Origin of the sequence: Sulfitobacter profundi (assembly GCF_042661425.1) — a bacterium.
In the GTDB taxonomy this organism is placed as follows: domain Bacteria; phylum Pseudomonadota; class Alphaproteobacteria; order Rhodobacterales; family Rhodobacteraceae; genus Sulfitobacter; species Sulfitobacter profundi.
The window spans coordinates 679569-697212 of the sequence record NZ_JBHSWA010000001.1 but is presented as its reverse complement, the minus strand read 5'-3'; the positions used below and the strand labels follow the sequence as shown (position 1 = coordinate 697212).

Sequence of the window (17644 nt, the reverse complement as noted above, 5' to 3'; positions counted from 1 at the left end):
ATCCCGCCTGATTGTCGGGACAGATCCCGCGCAGATATCGGGAAAGGAAGCCTCCATGACAGACCAGCATAGCGCCGACCCTCAGGGCCCGATTGTCGCCGAAGGGGTCGATGACGAACCGGTAGAAAGCAACCGCCGCATATTCACCGGGCGCACCTATCTGGTCGTCGCGGCGATGTCGGCGATCTATGCCTTCTTCCACATGGCGGCACTCAACGGCATGTCGATCGGTGAGCTGACCGGCATCCGCCTCCCGCTGTTGCCGACCTTCCCGATGGAGACGTGGAACTTCCGCATCGTGCACATTGCGGGCGCGCTGATCCTTGGCTTCACCCTCTATTCCGCGCGGGGCTTTGTCGACGAAGGCACCGGGCAGGGCCGCCACCCGCTGGATTTCGTGGCATGGGCTGCGATGATCCCGGCGCTTTATTCGATTTGGACTGCCTGGGGCATCGCCAGCCAGATCAACTCCGGGGTGCAGTGGAACGGCATGAGCCCCGAGTTCAAGAACCTTGAAATTTACCACTACGGTCTGCCGCTGGTGGGCGCGACGGCCATCGGCATCGTCGTCGGTTGGCTGCGGGGCCGTGAGCGGGGGCAGGTTTCGCCTGCGGATCTGTTGCTGTCGGTCTGTGGCATCGCCGTGGCGATCTATCTGATCACCATGTACAGCACCTTGATGCGCAACTCGACGGGCACGCCCTTCGCGCCCATCGGTATCTCCATCGCCGCTGTCGCAGGCACCGCGTTGATCATGGAACTAACGCGCCGCGTGGCGGGGCTGGCACTGATCGTGATCTCAGGCATCTTCCTCATCTATGTCTTTGTGGGGGACATGCTGCCGGGCTTCCTGAATGCGCCCAACATCCAGTGGACGCGGTTCTTTAGCCAAGTCTACACCGATGCCGGCATCCTTGGGCCGACCACGGCGGTGTCTTCGACCTATATCATCCTGTTCATCATCTTCGCGGCCTTCCTTCAGGCCTCGAAAGTGGGCGACTATTTCGTCAACTTCGCCTTTGCCGCCGCTGGCCGTTCGCGCGGCGGTCCGGCCAAGGTTGCGATCTTTGCCTCGGGCCTCATGGGCATGATCAACGGCACCTCGGCGGGCAATGTGGTGGCGACAGGCTCGCTGACCATTCCGCTGATGAAGAAAGTCGGCTACCCGGCCCGCACCGCCGGCGCGGTCGAAGCCGCCGCCTCGACCGGTGGGCAGATCATGCCGCCGATCATGGGCGCAGGTGCCTTTATCATGGCCGAGATCACGGGCATCCCTTACACCGACATCGCCGTCGCCGCGATCATCCCGGCGGTGCTTTACTTCGTGTCGATCTACTTCATGGTGGATTTCGAAGCGGCCAAGCTGGGCATGCGCGGCATGCGCTCCGAAGAACTGCCCAAGCTCAAGGACATGCTGCGCCGGGTGTTCCTGTTCATCCCGATCATCATCCTGATCTATGCGCTGTTCATGGGCTATTCGATCATCCGCGCGGGCACGCTGGCGACGGCGGCGGCGGCGGTTGTCTCGTGGTTCACCCCCTTCCGTATGGGGCTGCGCAGCATTGTCAAAGCCTTTGACCTTGCCGGGATCATGTCGATCCAGATCATCGCGGTCTGTGCCTGTGCCGGTATCATCGTTGGCGTCATCAGCCTGACCGGCGTTGGCGCGCGTTTCTCTTCGGTACTCTTGGGGTTGGCCGAGGCGAGCCAGTTCCTCGCGCTGTTCTTCGCCATGTGCATCGCGATCCTGCTGGGGATGGGCATGCCCACCACGGCGGCCTATGCGGTGGCGGCCTCGGTCGTGGCACCGGGTCTGGTGCAACTGGGTATTCCGCTGCTGACGGCACACTTCTTTGTCTTCTACTTCGCTGTCGTCTCGGCCATCACGCCCCCCGTGGCGCTGGCCAGTTATGCAGCAGCGGGGATATCGGGCGCCAACCCGATGGAGACCTCGGTGGCGTCGTTCAAGATCGGCATCTCGGCCTTCATCGTGCCCTTCATGTTCTTCTACAACGGCGCGATCTTGATGGACGGCACATGGTTCGAGGTGATCCGCGCAGGCATCACGGCGATCTTTGGGGTCTATCTGCTGTCTTCGGGGATGCAGGGCTGGTTTGCGGGCAGCAGGGCCGCGTGGTTCATCCGGTTGGGTCTGATCCTTGCCGCGCTGTGCATGATCGCGGGCGGTTTGGTGACCGACCTCATCGGCATCGCGGTAGCGGCGTTGATCTTTGCCATCCAGTGGAAGTTCCGCCCCGCGCCCGACGCGCAGATTGCCGTGCACGGCAGCGACTGATCCACGCCCCGGCCCTTCGGGGCCGGGGTGCCCTCAATTGAGGCAGCGGCCCCTGTTGCATCCGGGCCAAGCGCCGCCTACGGTCCGCGCGATCCTTCCGGGCGGTTAATATGTTCACTATCTTTCTGGCCATCGCGCCGGTCTTTGCGCTGATCCTCATGGGCTATGGCCTGCGGCGGGGCGGCATCCCCTCAACCAAATTCTGGAACCTGAATGACCGGCTGGTCTATTGGGTGCTGATGCCCGCGTTGTTCTTTGCCAAGATCTCGGCGGCGGACCTCAGCGGGGGCTTGGGCGATTATGCCCTGCTGCTCTATGCCGGGTTCTTTGCAGCGATCTTTTGCGGGTGGCTCTTTGGGCGGGCCTATGCCGCGCCGCAGGGCAGTTCGCTGATGCAGGGAAGTGCGCGGTTCAACACATTTATCGGCCTTGCGATTGCCGAGGCCGTCTTTGGCACCGCGGGGCTACAGATCGCCGTTCTGGGCTCGGCGCTGCTGGTGCCGGTGGTGAATGTGACGGTGGTGACGCTGATGACCCGGCAATTGGGCGGCGGTGGCAAGTCTATCCTCAAAGGCTTGGTCAAGAACCCGCTGATCCTTGGCATCCTTGCGGGGGTGCTTTTCAACTTTGCGAGTCTCCACGAAGTACCCGTTCTGCATGAAAGCGCGCGGATCTTGGGCGATGCGGCCCTGCCGATCATGCTGCTTTGCGTGGGGGCCAATCTGCGACTGCGGGGGCTTTCTGGGTCTGTCTCGGTCATCGGGCTCTCGATCATCGGCAAACATCTGGTGAACCCGCTGGCGGTGCTGCTGGCGGCGCTGGTGTTGACCCCTGCGCCACTGACCCTGCAAATCGCGCTGATCTTCGCGGCCCTGCCGACCGGGGTGGCAAGCTATACGCTGGCGCGTGAGATGCGGGGCGATGCGCCACTGATGGCGGCCATCATCACCACGCAGACATTACTGAGCTTTTTCACTCTGCCGCTCACGCTCTATCTGGGAAGCCTGATTTCCGCGCCCTAGGCCCGGACCATGTGTGAAACGCGAATGTGATCTGCGCCTGCCGCATGGCCAAGTATTTACAGGTTGACATATTCGGTCCAACTGTCCAATTGCCCTTGACGACAGCCAAGGAGCCCGCATGACCGAACTTGAAAAGACCGTGCTTGACGCTGCGTTGCATGTCTTTTCCCGCTATGGGGTCAAGCGCACCAGCATGGGCGATCTGTGCGAAGAGGCCGGTGTCTCGCGCCAGACGCTCTACAACCGGTTTCGCAACAAAGATGACATTCTGCGCGGGCTGATCGCACGCTACACCGAATTGGCACTGCAAGAGATCGCCGAAGAGATGCCCAATGCACCCGATCTGGGGGCACAGCTGGACCTGATCTTTGACCGGATGGCGGTGCGCGGCTATGACACCATGCAGGCGATGCCCAACGCGCAGGATTTCATCGCCGGAGCCAATGCGGTCAGCCAAGAGGCGCTGCAATGTTCCGCAGGGCGTTTCCGTGGCGTTATCGCCGAGGTGTTGCAGCCCCATGAGGCGGCGCTCACCCGCAATGGCCTGACCGTCGAGGCACTTGCCGATTTTATCCAGCGTTCCGCCAAAGCCGCCGGCATGCATGCGCTGGACCGTGACCATTTTCTCGCGCAGCTGCGCACCCTCAAACAACTTAGTCTGACCGCCGCCCTTGGGCCCGTGCCGGATGCTATTCATAAGGAAGACTGACCATGGCCAAGTGGCTTGTTAAGACGATGCGCGGTTCGGGCGCAGGGCGGCTATTGGGATTTGCGCTGGCCTTGGCCGGCGGCGTGGCCGCGCCGATGGCCACGGCCGCCGAAATCCCGGTGGTCAAGCTGCAGACGGTCAAAGTCAGCGATGCCGAGATGGAGCGCGTGTTCTTCGGCAAGGTGGTTGCACGTGAAACCGTGGACCTTGCCTTTCAGGTCGGCGGCCAGATTGAGCAATTTTCGGTCGAAGAGGGGGCCACGGTCAGCAAGGATTCAATCGTCGCTCGAATGGATCTAGAGCCGTTTGAACTGGCGCTAGAGCAAGCGCAGGCCAATGACGCGCAGGCCCGCCGGACCATGGAACGCTATCAGAAATTGGCGGGGTCTTCGGTGGCCGAGGTCAATCTGCAAGACGCCGAAACCGCCGTGACGGTGAATGATATCGCCGTGCGCAATGCCGAGCGTGATCTTGAGAATGCCACCCTGCACGCGCCGTTCGATGCGATCGTGGCCTCGCGCTTGGTGCCCAACTACTCGACCGTCAGCGCGGGCACGCCGGTGGTGCGTCTGCATGACATGTCTGAGCTTCGCGTCGAAATTGACGTGCCCGAAACCCTGTTCCTCCGCGCAGGGCGCGATCCGAACGTTCGGTTCATGGCCAAATTCCCGGCGAACGCCAATAGCTACCCGATGCAGATCCGCGAATACAACGCCGAGACGGCGGATGTCGGCCAGACCTACAGCATCACCCTTGGCGCGGACTTGCCCGAGGATTTCTTGCCGCTGCCCGGCGCTTCGGTTGAGGTGCGCGCCACGCTGAACATCGGCGGGTCGAGCATCATCGTCCCCGATTCCGCCATCGTGGTGGGCAATGACCGCGGCACCTATGTCATGGTCTTTGACCCCACCGGCGCACGCGAGGGCACGGTCGCCCGCACGGCGGTTGAGATCACCCCCACCGCGCGCGGCGATGTCAAAGTCGAGACGGGGCTTTCGGATGGGCAAGAGATCGTGGTGAGCGGCGCAAGCCAGCTTGAAGACGGTGCCGCCGTGCGCCGCTTCGTCGGCTTTGGAGACTGAGCGCATGGATATCGCACGTCTGTCGATCAACCGCCCGATCTATACTTGGATCATCATGCTGATCTGTCTTTTGGGCGGCATCTGGGGCTTTGCAACCCTTGGCCGCCTCGAAGACCCGGCTTTTACCATTAAAACCGCCGTGGTCGTGACCCAATACCCCGGTGCCTCTGCCGAGGAAGTGGCGCTAGAGGTCACCGAACCGCTGGAATCGCAAATCCAGAAGATGTCCGAGATCAAGGACATTCAATCCATGAACCAGCCCGGTTTGTCGTGGATCACGGTCAATATGCAGGACACCTTTGACGGGTCCGAACTGCCGGAAATCTGGACCAAACTGCGCAACCGCGTGAACGAGGCCGCCATGCCGAGCGGGGCGACCCAGCCCTATGTGAACGACGGTTTCGGCGACGTTTACGGGCTTTACTACGCCGTCACCGCCGAGGGCTACTCCGATGCCGAGGTGAACGAGCTGTCCACCTATCTGCGGCGCGAATTGCTGCTGGTCGATGGCGTGTCGGATGTGGCGCTCTCGGGCGTGCCTAATGAGGTGATTTATGTCGAGCCGCAGCTTGCGCTGAGCACCACGCTTGGCATCCCACCCACGGCAATCGTCGGCGCGGTATCCAGCGCCAATGAGATCGTCGACGGGGGCGCCATTCAAGACGCAGATGGGCGCACTTTGATCCAGCGGCCCGAAGGCTCTGACAGCGTGTCCGAAATTGCGGCGCTGTCGGTGGGGGTTGGCGGTCAGGTCATCAACCTTGCCGATGTGACCAATATCTACCGCACCCGCGAAGCCGACCCTGATTTGGTGATCCGCCACAATGGGCAGGAGGCCTTTACCGTCGGTGTGGCCGGGATCGCGACCGAGAACATCGTCGACATCGGCAAACGGGTCGACGACAAGCTCGCGCAGCTGCGCGAAACGCTGCCCTTGGGCATCTCGATTGAATCGATCTACCGCCAGCACACGGTCGTCGAAGAGGCGTCAAACGCCTTTTTGCTAAACCTTGCCATGTCCGTTGCCATCGTGGTGGCCGTGCTGGCCGTCTTCATGGGCTGGCGCGCGGCGATCGTGGTGGGCTCCACCTTGCTGCTGACGGTGGTGGGGACGCTCTTTTTCATGGCGCTCGGCGCGATTGAAATGGAGCGTATCTCGCTCGGGGCGTTGATCATCGCGATGGGGATGCTTGTCGACAACGCCATCGTTGTGGCCGAGGGGATGCAAATCTCGATGCAGCAGGGCAAAAGCTCTCGAGATGCGGCGACCGAGGCGGCAAGCAAGACACAGATCCCGCTTCTGGGGGCGACGGTCATTGGGATCATGGCCTTTGCCGGGATCGGGCTGAGCCCCGATGCGACGGGGGAATTCCTGTTCTCGCTCTTTGCCGTGATCGCGATCTCGCTGCTGCTCTCTTGGGTGCTGGCCATCACAGCCACGCCGCTTTTGGGTCACTACTTTTTCAAACGCGGGGTCGAAGGCGGGGCCGGCGGCTATGACGGGGCGATCTTCAAAGGCTATGCTGCCGTGCTGCGCGCCTCGCTCAAGCTGCGTTGGCTGGTGATCGTGGCGCTGATTGCCGGGACGGCGGTGTGCTATGCCCTCTTTGGGCAGATCAAGCAGCAGTTCTTCCCCGACAGCAACACACCGCTGTACTTCGTACACTACAAACTGCCGCAGGGGTCGTCGATCCATCAGACATCCAACGATCTGGCCGTGCTCGAAGACTGGCTGGTCGCGCGGGACAATGTTGAGGACGTGACCTCTTTTGCAGGGCAGGGGGCGGCGCGTTTCATGCTGACCTATCAGGCCGAAGACCCCAACCCCAGCTATGGGCATCTGATCGTTCGGGTCGCCTCGCTTGACGTGATCCAAAATGAGATGGAGGCGCTGGAGGCATTCGCCATCGACGCGGTCCCGCAAGGAGAGTTCCGAGCCAAGCGTCTGGCTTTCGGCCCCGGCGGCGGTGCCCCGATTGAGGTGCGTTTCTCGGGCCGGAATCCCAATGTCCTGCGTGATCTGGCGGATGAGGCCATGTCGCGGATGCAGGCGGCATCGGACAATATCATGACACCGCAGCAGGACTGGCGCGAGCGTGAATTGGTGCTGCGTCCGATCTATGCCGAGGAGCGTGCACAGGACGCGGGCATCTCTCGGACCGAGATCACGGAGACCCTGAAGTTCGCCACCGAAGGCACCAGCGGCGGCACCTTCCGCGAGCGGGATCGTCAGATCCCCATCGTGATCCGCGCCCCGCAGGATGCCGATTTGGCGCTGACCGATCATGTGATCTATGCGCAAAACACCAATGCGCTGATACCCATGGAGCAGGTGATCGACGGTTTCCGGTTCGAGCCGCAGGACACGCTGCTCTACCGCCGCGACCGGGCCGATGTGATCACCGTGGGGGCCGATATCCCGCGCGGTGTCACGGCGGCACAGGTGCAGGCCGAGGTGCAGGAAACCATTGAGGCGATGGAAATCCCCGAAGGCTATGCCATGGAATGGGGCGGCGAGTTGGAAAGCGCGGGCGAAGCGCAGGCCGCTTTGGGCAAACAGTTGCCCTTCAGTATTATCATCATGGTGCTGATCTCGGTCCTGCTGTTCAACGCGCTGAAACAGCCGATCATCATTTGGCTTTTGGTGCCGATGGCGGTGAACGGCGTCAGCCTTGCGCTGCTCGGGACGGGGTTGCCGTTTACCTTCACCGCGCTTCTGGGGCTGTTGTCGCTCTCGGGGATGTTGATCAAGAATGGCATCGTGCTGGTGGAAGAAATCGACCTTACCCGTGCTGCCGATCCGACGATAGAATTGAAGGACGCCATCGTGCTTGCATCGACCTCACGTTTGCGTCCGGTCTTCCTTGCCGCGGCGACGACCATCCTGGGGATGCTGCCGCTGTTGTCGGATGCCTTCTTTCAGTCCATGGCGGCAACGATCATGGGCGGGCTGGCCTTTGCCTCGGTCTTGACCCTGATTGCGGCACCGGTGCTCTACTTCATCTTCTTCAAACGCAGCGCCGCGCGGGAAGCTGAGGCTGCGCGCGCGGCCTAGCGGGGTGTGTCGCAGCAATACGAAGGGCGCGCCCGGTCACTCCGGGCGCGCCCTTGGGCGTACCCGCGGGTGGTAAAAATTCCGCGCCACCGTGCAATCCTTCCTTGGTTTCGCAAAAATGCCAGCTACCTTACCATTTTCAAACGGCGCGTCGCCGTGTCTGGCCATTGTTTCAAGGAGTTCTCCGCCCATGGGTCCCCGCATTCTTTCTACCGCTGCCGCCGCTGGTCTTGCCGCCGCTCTGGCCTCTGCCGCCTCTGCCGAGATCACCGTTTCGTCCAAGATCGACACCGAAGGCGGTCTCTTGGGCAATGTCATCGCACTGGCGCTCGAAGATGCGGGCCTGCCGGTTGAACGCCGTCTGCAACTGGGCGGCACACAGGTGGTGCGCGAAGCGATCCTGTCCGATCAGATCGACATTTACCCCGAATACACCGGCAACGCGGCCTTCTTCTTTAACGAAGCGGAAAGCGATGTCTGGAAAGATGCGGCCAAGGCCCATGCCCGCGCCAAGGAATTGGACGGCGGTCAGAATAACGTCACATGGCTCGATTCCGCCCCGGCCAACAACACTTGGGCCATCGCCGTGACCGGCCCGCTGGCCGAGGAAAACAACCTCACCACCATGTCCGATTTCGGCGCATGGGTGGCCGAGGGCGGTGAGGTGAAGCTTGCCGCCTCGACCGAGTTCGTGTCCTCCCCGGCCGTGCTGCCCGCGATGCAAGAGACCTATGGTTTCTCGTTGACCCAAGACCAGACCGTGATCCTGTCGGGCGGTGACACGGCGGCGACCATTCAGGCGGCGGCGCGTGGCACATCGGGCGTGAACGCGGCGATGGTCTATGGCACCGATGGCGGTGTCGGTGCGACCGGCCTTGTGGTGATGGAAGACGACAAGGGCGTGCAGCCTGTTTATGAGCCCGCGCCAATCGTCCGCGCCGAGGTGCTGGAGGAATACCCCCAGATCGCCGAGGTGCTGAACCCGATCTTCGCCGGGCTCGACATGGCGACACTGCAAAAGCTTAACGGTCGCATTCAGGTCGGCGGGGAGCCAGCCGAGGCGGTGGCCCGCGCTTATCTGACCGAGACCGGGGTGCTGGACTGATCTCCGCCACGCGGACATTGACCGGCCCCGGCGCAGGGTTTTCTGCGCCGGGGCTTTTGTTCGCCGTGCTGGGCGCGGTGGCGCTGTTGACCCCCTTCATGACGCTGGCGGCCAACCGCATCGTCGCGGGCGAGGGGGTGATGGCATGGCGCGTGGCCAGCTTTCCCGTGGTGCTGCCCGGCCTTGCCGCGATTGGCGCAGGGCTGGTCATGGGGCTGCCTGCGGGTCGCAATAGCCTGCGTATCGGCGGCGCGGTTTTGGGGTTGGGCGGGCTGCTTTGGCTGCTGACCCAAGGCGCGTCTGGCCAGCTGGCCGGGGCGGGTGAATATGCGCGTGTGTCACCTTCGGTAGGGTTTTGGTGTCTGCTGGTTGTTTTCATGTTGCTCATGGCCGATGCGCTGGCCGCGATGGCACCGGGGCCGCTGATGCGCGGCGGCGTTCTGGCGGCGGTGCTCGCGGTGCTGGGCGCGATCTTGTGGTCGGGCGCGCTGTCTGATCTGTCGGTCATGCAGGAATACGCCAGCCGTGCGGATGCTTTCGGGCGGGAATTCTTGCGTCATCTCGGGCTGGCCTTCGGCTCGCTTGCCGCCGCAGCGGTAATTGGCTTCCCGCTTGGGGTGCTGTGCCACCGCCTTGCCAGTCTGCGCGGTGCCACCTTGCCGGTGCTGAGTTTTTTGCAAACCATCCCTTCGCTTGCCATGTTCGGCTTGATGATCCCGATCCTCGGCTGGGTTGGGGCGAACTTGCCCGGCGCGCGGGCGCTTGGCATTGCGGGCATCGGCTTTGCGCCCGCCTTTCTCGCACTGGTGCTTTATTCGCTGCTGCCCGTGGTCGGCAACACGGTTGCGGGGCTCGCATCCGCCCCGCCTGCGGCGCTTGAGGCCGCGCGAGGCATGGGGATGACGCCGCTGCAGCGTCTGTTGCGGGTAGAGTTGCCGCTGGGCTTGCCGATCATCCTGACCGGGCTGCGCATTGTATTGGTGCAGAACATCGGGCTGGCGGTCATCGCCGGGCTGATCGGCGGCGGCGGGTTCGGCACGTTCGTCTTCCAAGGGCTGAACCAGACCGCGACAGATCTGATCCTGCTGGGTGCTTTGCCGACGGTGGTGCTGGCGCTTACGGCGGCCATCGTGATGGACATATTGGTCGAACTGACCCGCAAGACCCCAAAGGAAAGCACATGATCGAGATCGACCGCATCACCAAGACCTATGGCGATATCCGAGCGGTAGATTCCGTGTCTATGACGGTTGAGACGGGAACCATCACGGTGATCGTCGGCACCTCTGGGTCAGGGAAAACGACGCTTTTGCGGATGATCAACCGGCTAGAGGAGCCGACCTCGGGGGAGGTACGGATCAACGGGGAGTCCACCCTTTCGGTCAAGCCGCATATCCTGCGGCGGCGGATTGGATATGCCATCCAAGGGCACGGGCTGTTTCCGCACCATACGGTGGGGCGCAACATCGGCGCGGTGCCGCAACTGCTGGGCTGGCCGCGCGACAAGATCGCGGCGCGGGTGGATGAACTGCTGGCGCTATTCTCGATGGACCCTGCGCAATTCCGCGACCGCTATCCGGCGGAACTGTCGGGCGGGCAGCAACAGCGTGTCGGTGTGGCGCGGGCCTTGGCCTCGCGGCCCGATCTTTTGTTGATGGACGAACCCTTTGGCGCGCTGGACCCGATCATTCGCACCCGCGCGCAAGAAGACCTGCGGCACATCCAGCAGCGGCTTGGCTCGACCATCATGCTGGTGACCCACGACATGGAAGAGGCGATCCGGCTCGGTGACCGGGTGGCGGTGATGGACGGGGGCATCTGGTGCAGCACGGCACCCCCGCCGAGATCATCGCCGATCCTGCGACGGATTTCGTCGCGGATATGGTCGGCGATGTGGAGCGGCCCTTGCGCCTGCTCTCTCTGATCCCCGTGGCTGATTTGGTCGAAGAAGGCACCGCCGAGGGCATACCGCTGGCTGCCGACGCCAGCCTGCGCGACGCGCTCTCGGCCTGTCTGTGGTCGGGGCGTGGGGCGGTGCCGGTCGCGAGAGATGGCGTGCCATTGGGCCGCGTGACGCTGGATGCGATCCGCGCGCGGGCCGGACAGCACGCATGAGGATCGGGTGGATCCTGCGGCCCTTTTTGGTGGCAGTATTGCTGTCTTTGGTCCTGCGGCCTGAGTGGTTCACGCCGCTGCTTGCGCCCTTGGCGCCGGCAAATGGTCCGGTGATCTACACGCGCGCCTCGCTTTTGTCGCTCTCGCTGAGCCATCTGGCGCTGGTCGCGATGGCCTCGGCTGCGGCGACGGTGGTGGCGGTGACGTTGGCGATCCTTGTGACCCGGCCTGCGGGCGCGGCGTTCCGCCCGCTGTCTCGCACCATCACCAACATGGGGCAGACCTTTCCGCCCGTCGCTGTTCTGGCACTGGCCGTTCCCGCTTTGGGCTTTGGCGCCGGGCCAACGCTGGTGGCGCTCTTTCTTTATGGGCTTCTGCCGATTTTTGAGAACGCGGTGACGGGGCTGACCAATCTGCCGCCCGCAACGATGGAGGCCGCGCGCGGCATCGGGCTGAGCCGTTGGCAACGGCTGTGGCGGGTGGAACTGCCGCTTGCCCTGCCGGTGACGCTGACGGGCATCCGGCTGTCGGTGGTCATCGCACTTGGCACGGCGACCATCGGCTCGACCGTGGCGGCGCGGACCTTGGGTGAGGTGATCATCGCGGGGCTGCTGACGAATAACACCGCTTTCGTTGTGCAAGGCGGGCTGGCGGTGGGGCTGTTTGCGGTGCTGATCTATGACGCGATGGTGCAGCTTGAAACGCGGCTGGCGCGGCGCATGGGCGGCTGAGGCTCAGCCCCCGTTCGCGGCGATGATCTGCTCGGCCAAGTCTACCAGATCGTCCGAGAGGTAATGCGGCTGCGGCACGTTTTCGGCCTCGATCAGGTTGTTGTTGGGGCGGGTCAGGAACGCCCCCTTACAGCCCGCCGCCTGCGCGCCGATGGTGTCCCACAGATGGCAGGCCACCATGCAAAGGTCATCGGTCTGTAGGTCCAATGCATCGGCCACCATCTGGTAGGTCGCCGGATGTGGTTTGAACTTTGCCACCTCATCAACGCTAAAGCTGCGGTCGAAGAAGTCAGCGATGCCAGCTTTCTCTAACGGTGTCGGCGCGGGAGAGGGGGTGAATTGGTCAGCGTGACCAGCCGGAAACCTGCCTCGCGCAGCTTGCGCAGGGCGGGGGCGACATCCGGATGGGCGGGCATGGAGCCGATGAGAGATTTTAACTCGGCCACGTCCTCATCACTGATCGTCACGCCCTTGTTTGCGCCGACCATCTGCAAGACACCCCCCGCCAGCGCACCGAAGGGGGCATAGCGTCCCGAGAGGGTCATGGTCTGGGAATAGAGGATCAACTCGGCAAACCATTCGCGCAGGACCGAGGCGTCGCCGAACACCCGCGCGAACAGCGGCTCAAGCGTCGTGATGTCGAGCAGGGTTTCGTTCACGTCGAAGACGATTGTAGAGACGGGCTTTTGATCGGGCATGGGGGTCCTTCCTGTCACGGCGGGCGATGCGCCCGGTCATTGTGAAGAAACCCCCAGCCCTGTCAAAAGGTTTCAGACCCCCAAGCGGTCGCGCAGCCCGTACCACCATGAACCCATCACCGAATAGGGCACGCGCAACATGCGCCCGCCGGGGAAGGGGAACCACGGCACATTGGCGAAGACATCAAAGCGGGTGAGGTCGCCGTCGATCGCCTCCGAAAGGATGCGCCCGAAGGTATGCGATCCGGTCACGCCGTGGCCGCTGTATCCGTGCGCGAAATAGGTGTTGTCTCCGATCCGGCCCATCTGCGGAACACGGCTGAAGGACAGGGCAAAATTGCCGCTCCAGGCATAGTCGATCTTCACGTCTTTGAGTTGGGGGAAGACCTTGTCCATGTTTCGCTTCAGCTTGGCTTTGATGTCGCGCGGGTCTGCGCCGCCATAGACGGTGCCGCCCCCGAAAAGCATGCGTTTGTCACCCGACAGACGGTAGTAGTCGAGGATATAGCGGATGTCCTCGACGCAGGCGTCGGTGGGAAGCAGCGCGTGGGCTTGTGCCTCGCTCAGCGGTTCGGTTGCCATGACTTGGGTCGAGACGGGCATCACGCGCGGGGTCAGCGTGGGCACCACATGCCCAAGGTAGGCATTGCCGCAGAGCACCAGCGTCTTGCAGGTCATCGTGCCCCTGGCGGTTCTGACCACGGGGCGTGGGGCGTCGTGATCGACATCCGTCACGGGGGACATCTCATAGATCGTGCCGCCGTTTTTCTCAAACGCTGCCGCCTCACCGAGGGCGAGGTTGAGCGGGTGCATATGGCCGCCCGAATGATCGATCAGCCCGCCTTCATAGAGGTCGGAATTGATGTGGGCGCGCAACTGGTCCTTGTCCAGCATCTCTTGATTGTCGATGCCGTAGCTTTGCCAGAGCTTCTGCCGCTCTTCCAACTCGCGCATATGCGCAGGCGTGAGCCCGGTGAAGATGTTCTTTTCCTTGAGGTCGCATTTGATGTCATAGGTGCGGACCCGCTCGCGGATGATCTCGCCACCCTCTTGCACCAACCCGGCCACGAAGGTTGCCGTGTCCTGACCGTAGCGGCGCTTGATCGTTTGCAGGCTGGCGTTGAGCCCGTTGACGATCTGCCCGCCATTGCGGCCCGAGGCCCCCAGCCCACGCGCGCGCCTTCGATGATGGCGACCTTATAGCCCTTTTCGGCCAGATGCAGACCCGTCGACAGGCCGCTATAACCCGCGCCGACGATGCAAACGTCGATGTCGTGATCGCCCCGCAATTCTGGGCGCTCAGGCGAGGGATTGGCCGAGGCCGCGTAGTAGCTTGACGTATGGCTGCCGTCACCGGCGTAGGGGGGACGAGACATCAGACGATCTCCAGATAGGTATCATATTCGAAATGGGTCACTTGCCGCGCGAATTTGCGCAGCTCTTGGGTCTTGCATTCGACCATCATGGTCTGCAACCGCGATGAGAAAATGCCGGGAACATCCGGCCCTTTGCGGAAGGCATCAATCGCCGTGGCCCAGTCGAGCGGCAGGTTGTCGAGCTTCATCGTATAGGCGTCGCCAGTGATCGGGGCGACGGGCTGCATGTCTTGCTCGATCCCCAAAAGCGCGCCGCCCAAGATGCTGGTCAGCACCAGATAGGGGTTCGCATCGGCCCCGGCGACGCGGTGTTCGATGCGCCGTGCCTTGACATCTCCGCCGGGGATGCGGATCGCGGCGGTGCGGTTCTCGTAGCCCCACGCGACATTGGTCGGCGCATGGGCACCCGGCAGCAAGCGGCGATAGGAGTTTTCATGCGGCGCGAAGGTCAGCGTGTTTTGCTGCATCGTTGCCAGCAGACCGGCCACGGCGTTGAGCATCAGGGCCGTGCCCTCATCCCCGCCATTGTCAAAGACGTTAACGCCGTTTTCATCCACCAGCGAGAAATGCACGTGAAAACCGCTGCCCGCCAGATCGCCATAGGGTTTGGCCATGAAGGTTGCTGCAAAGCCATGTTTGCGGGCGATGCCGCGCACCAGCCTTTTGAACAGCACCGCGTCATCAGCCGCGCGCAGCGGGTCATCCACATGGCGCATGTTGATTTCGAACTGGCCCGCCCCGTTTTCCGAGATCGCCGCATCCGCCGGGATGCCCTGCAATTCGCAGGCGTCATAGACCTCGTTCAGGAACTCATCGAAGTGCTGCAACTCGTCCAGCGACAGTGCGCCGTCGGAATCCAGCCGCTTGCCGGTCACCGGAGAGCAGGGCGCCTGCGGGTGATCCTCGGACGGGTCGACAAGGTAGAACTCCAACTCGGTCGCCACTACCGGTGTCAGACCGCGTGCTTTGAACTTAGCTGCCACTTCGGCCAGCGCGCGGCGCGGATCGCCGGGGAAGGGGGCGCCGTTTTCCTGACGCATCCAGAGCATCGCAAGCGCGGTCGGGCGCGAGGTCCATGTGATGGGCATCAAGGGGCGGCCCGTGAAATCACAAAGGCCATCGGAATCCCCGGTCTCAAACACCAGTTCGCTGTTTTCGACATCTTCGCCCCAGATATCCATGCCAACGATGGACAGGGGCATGCGCAGCCCGCCTTCGACAACCTTGGAGACTTGATCCGCTGGCACCCGCTTGCCGCGCATGGTGCCGTTAAGGTCGCAGACACAGGCAAAGATGGATTCGATTTCGGGATGTTGCGCCAGCCACGCTTCGGCTTTGCTCTGAGACATGGGGTTCCTTTCGATATCGAACCTGAAAATGTGATACCATTTAGGGAAACGTCATACCACTATTCGCTTGTCTGTCAATCGCCCCGGAGCGTATGGTCAGCGGCGAAAGACCAAAGGCGGCCCGATGACCGACACCGAAAACGACGCGCTCAACATTCCCGAAATCCCTGAGATTCCGGGCGGGACGACGCAGGAATATGTCTATGAGCGGCTGCGCAATGCGATCATGCTTGGCGCGATCACGCCCGGCACCTCGCTGACCATGCGCGGCATTGCAGAGCGTCTTGGCCTCAGCCCGACCCCGGTGCGCGAAGCAGTGCGGCGGCTGAGTTCGGAACACGCCATCCAGATCAAGGACAACCGCCGCCTGACCGTGCCGCTGATGACCTCTGACCGGTTCGAGGAACTGGTCGCCCTGCGCATCGCGGTCGAGACCCACGCCGCCCTGCGCGCCTTGCCCTATATCTCGGACATCGTGATCGACAGGCTGACCGAGATTGACGGCAGCATGGATCGGTTTGTGGCGGAACGGGACTCGGACCAACTGACGCTGCAGAACCAAGCCTTTCACCGGATGCTGTATTCGGTGAACCCGGCGCAGGCGTCTTTGCCGATGATCGAAAGCATCTGGCTGCAACTCGGCCCCTTTCAGCGGCAGGTCATCACTGAGGTGGCGGAATACTATCAGATTGACCGACATAAAGAGGTGTTGGCGGCACTTTCCGCACGCGATGGCGCAGCGCTGAGCGCGGCGATTGCCAATGACATCGTCGACGGTGTGCTCGACACGGGCCGCAAGCTGCTGGCGGCAGAGGCGGGCGGGGAAGCGGGCCAGATCTAGGTCCAGAGCGGCGTCTGGCCTTTGATCTATGAATTCCTTGGGTGATCAGGCTAGAACTGCGCCGAACGATGCGGGAACGATGGGGGCTGGGGCGCGACATGCAAAGACATAGCATCGGGGGCGGGGGGTACAGTCGCTCTGCGCGGTTTTGGTCGTCCTGCTGTCGGCCTGCGCGCCGCGCCCCGGCGGAGAGACTTTGACCGTCGTGCCGGCAGACGGCTCCGCGCGGTCTTTGGCGATCACCGTGGCCTCTACCCGGGGCCGCGACGCGCAGTCGGGGCATTATACCGATGACCGCGCCCGTGGGCTCAATTATGAGCGGTTTACCATCGCCATCCCGCCAAATCATGAGGCCAGCAAGATCGAATGGCCTGACGAAGACCCCGACCCGAGCCGCAGCTTTGCGGTGACGGCGCGTGATCCCCTGCGCGGGCTAGATATCCGCCGATCAGGGCGGGCGCGGCAGGATGTGATGGTCTTTGTCCATGGCTACAACCAGACCTTTCCCGAATCGCTGTTCCGTTTGGCGCAGGTGGCGGCAGACGGGCATCTGCCCGAACAGCCGATCCTGTTTGCTTGGCCCTCTGCCGGAACAGTGGTGGGCTATGTCGCCGACAAAGACGCAGCGGCCTATTCGCGCGATGAACTGGTCGCCATGCTCGGTACCCTCGCCGCTGATCCCGATGTGGGGGAGATCACACTTTTCGGGCACAGCATGGGCGGCTGGCTGGTGGCCGAGGCGCTGCGGCAATTGCGCCTGTCGGGGCAAGATGAGGTGATCGCACGGCTGAGCGATGTCGTGCTTGCGGCACCCGACATTGACGTGGATGTCTTTCGCAAACAGATTGAGGTGATCGGGCCACTTGATCCACCCATGGCCATCCTCGTCGCGCCGGATGATCGGGCGCTGCGCATCTCGGCGGGTCTTGCCGGGGCGCGGCCTCGGATCGGGCGGACCAACGCCAGCACGCCTGCGGTGCAGGCGCTGGCCAAACGCTATGGTGTTTTGCTGGTCGATATCTCGGCCATTGGCGCGGTGGATGGCACCCATCACAACCGCTTTGCGTCTCTCGTGCAGTTGATGCCGGAAGGGGGCGATAGGCTGGCGGAGGCCCGGGCACAGGTCGGTGCCTTCATCCTTGATCCCGTCTCGGCCACGCTGGTCGCGCTGTCGCGCTAAGGCGGGCGGCTTGCACTTGGCCCGCGCCGCGCAGTATGGGGGCGCGAGCCACCACCAAAGACCGATTTCCCCAGCCCGAGCGGAG

General features: G+C 62.9%; 13 protein-coding genes and 2 pseudogenes. 11 read left to right on the top strand and 4 right to left on the bottom strand.

The window, feature by feature from the left end; all coding sequences use genetic code 11:
* Window positions 1–55 precede the first annotated feature (55 nt).
* From ACFQAU_RS03805 to ACFQAU_RS03765, 9 genes and pseudogenes are all read left to right on the top strand, one after another.
* Window positions 56–2296: a TRAP transporter permease gene (locus ACFQAU_RS03805; RefSeq protein ID WP_067630892.1), complete on the top strand. Its 2241-nt coding sequence runs from the start codon at window positions 56–58 to the stop codon at window positions 2294–2296.
* Window positions 2297–2406: 110 nt separating this feature from the next.
* A complete protein-coding gene (locus tag ACFQAU_RS03800) occupies window positions 2407–3318 on the top strand; it encodes an AEC family transporter (RefSeq protein WP_132444971.1) in 912 nt (303 codons plus the stop codon).
* Between the two features lie 118 nt (window positions 3319–3436).
* Window positions 3437–4027, top strand: coding sequence for a TetR/AcrR family transcriptional regulator (locus ACFQAU_RS03795; RefSeq protein ID WP_120350395.1), 591 nt, complete (start codon window positions 3437–3439; stop codon window positions 4025–4027).
* Window positions 4028–4029: 2 nt separating this feature from the next.
* Window positions 4030–5109 (top strand): efflux RND transporter periplasmic adaptor subunit, encoded by a 1080-nt coding sequence (locus ACFQAU_RS03790; protein ID WP_132444973.1) that lies wholly within the window; start codon window positions 4030–4032, stop codon window positions 5107–5109.
* Window positions 5110–5113: 4 nt separating this feature from the next.
* Window positions 5114–8164, top strand: a complete 3051-nt coding sequence (locus tag ACFQAU_RS03785; protein WP_132444975.1) for an efflux RND transporter permease subunit — start codon at window positions 5114–5116, stop codon at window positions 8162–8164.
* A gap of 190 nt (window positions 8165–8354) precedes the next feature.
* The gene (gene osmF, locus ACFQAU_RS03780; RefSeq protein WP_132444977.1) at window positions 8355–9269 is read left to right on the top strand and encodes a glycine betaine ABC transporter substrate-binding protein OsmF; all 915 of its coding nucleotides are present in this window, start codon (window positions 8355–8357) and stop codon (window positions 9267–9269) included.
* A 17-nt stretch (window positions 9270–9286) separates the two neighbouring features.
* Window positions 9287–10453, top strand: coding sequence for an ABC transporter permease (locus ACFQAU_RS03775; protein ID WP_132444979.1), 1167 nt, complete (start codon window positions 9287–9289; stop codon window positions 10451–10453).
* Window positions 10450–11384, top strand: a pseudogene (locus ACFQAU_RS03770) (ABC transporter ATP-binding protein). The gene ACFQAU_RS03775 and the pseudogene ACFQAU_RS03770 overlap by 4 nt, the downstream one beginning before the upstream one ends.
* Window positions 11381–12115 carry an ABC transporter permease gene (locus tag ACFQAU_RS03765; RefSeq protein ID WP_132444981.1) on the top strand — a complete coding sequence of 245 codons (735 nt, stop codon included), beginning with the start codon at window positions 11381–11383 and terminating at the stop codon, window positions 12113–12115. Before ACFQAU_RS03770 ends, ACFQAU_RS03765 begins: the two are co-directional and overlap by 4 nt.
* A gap of 3 nt (window positions 12116–12118) precedes the next feature.
* On the opposite strand, the gene ACFQAU_RS03760 is transcribed toward ACFQAU_RS03765, so the two are convergent.
* From ACFQAU_RS03760 to ACFQAU_RS03745, 4 genes and pseudogenes are all read right to left on the bottom strand, one after another.
* Window positions 12119–12412, bottom strand: a complete 294-nt coding sequence (locus tag ACFQAU_RS03760) for an HAD-IA family hydrolase (RefSeq protein ID WP_386283790.1) — start codon at window positions 12410–12412, stop codon at window positions 12119–12121.
* Between the two features lie 11 nt (window positions 12413–12423).
* Complete coding sequence (locus tag ACFQAU_RS03755) at window positions 12424–12813, bottom strand: HAD family hydrolase (protein WP_386280621.1); 390 nt, start codon at window positions 12811–12813, stop codon at window positions 12424–12426.
* A gap of 72 nt (window positions 12814–12885) precedes the next feature.
* Window positions 12886–14189 (bottom strand): annotated as a pseudogene (locus ACFQAU_RS03750) (NAD(P)/FAD-dependent oxidoreductase).
* Window positions 14189–15538, bottom strand: a complete 1350-nt coding sequence (locus tag ACFQAU_RS03745) for a glutamine synthetase family protein (protein ID WP_132444987.1) — start codon at window positions 15536–15538, stop codon at window positions 14189–14191. The pseudogene ACFQAU_RS03750 and the gene ACFQAU_RS03745 overlap by 1 nt, the downstream one beginning before the upstream one ends.
* Before the next feature lie 124 nt (window positions 15539–15662).
* On the opposite strand from ACFQAU_RS03745, the gene ACFQAU_RS03740 reads away from it, so the two are divergent.
* Together ACFQAU_RS03740 and ACFQAU_RS03735 are read left to right on the top strand one after the other, a co-directional pair.
* Window positions 15663–16379, top strand: a complete 717-nt coding sequence (locus ACFQAU_RS03740; protein ID WP_132444989.1) for a GntR family transcriptional regulator — start codon at window positions 15663–15665, stop codon at window positions 16377–16379.
* Window positions 16380–16527: 148 nt separating this feature from the next.
* Window positions 16528–17559, top strand: coding sequence for an alpha/beta hydrolase (locus ACFQAU_RS03735; RefSeq protein WP_386280614.1), 1032 nt, complete (start codon window positions 16528–16530; stop codon window positions 17557–17559).
* Window positions 17560–17644 lie beyond the last annotated feature (85 nt).

Coding starts and splice junctions, on each gene's coding strand:
- ACFQAU_RS03805 (WP_067630892.1), top strand. CDS start 56: ATGACAGACCAGCATAGCGCCGACCCTCAGGGCCCGATTGTCGCCGAA.
- ACFQAU_RS03800 (WP_132444971.1), top strand. CDS start 2,407: ATGTTCACTATCTTTCTGGCCATCGCGCCGGTCTTTGCGCTGATCCTC.
- ACFQAU_RS03795 (WP_120350395.1), top strand. CDS start 3,437: ATGACCGAACTTGAAAAGACCGTGCTTGACGCTGCGTTGCATGTCTTT.
- ACFQAU_RS03790 (WP_132444973.1), top strand. CDS start 4,030: ATGGCCAAGTGGCTTGTTAAGACGATGCGCGGTTCGGGCGCAGGGCGG.
- ACFQAU_RS03785 (WP_132444975.1), top strand. CDS start 5,114: ATGGATATCGCACGTCTGTCGATCAACCGCCCGATCTATACTTGGATC.
- osmF (WP_132444977.1), top strand. CDS start 8,355: ATGGGTCCCCGCATTCTTTCTACCGCTGCCGCCGCTGGTCTTGCCGCC.
- ACFQAU_RS03765 (WP_132444981.1), top strand. CDS start 11,381: ATGAGGATCGGGTGGATCCTGCGGCCCTTTTTGGTGGCAGTATTGCTG.
- ACFQAU_RS03755 (WP_386280621.1), bottom strand. CDS start 12,813: ATGCCCGATCAAAAGCCCGTCTCTACAATCGTCTTCGACGTGAACGAA.
- ACFQAU_RS03745 (WP_132444987.1), bottom strand. CDS start 15,538: ATGTCTCAGAGCAAAGCCGAAGCGTGGCTGGCGCAACATCCCGAAATC.
- ACFQAU_RS03740 (WP_132444989.1), top strand. CDS start 15,663: ATGACCGACACCGAAAACGACGCGCTCAACATTCCCGAAATCCCTGAG.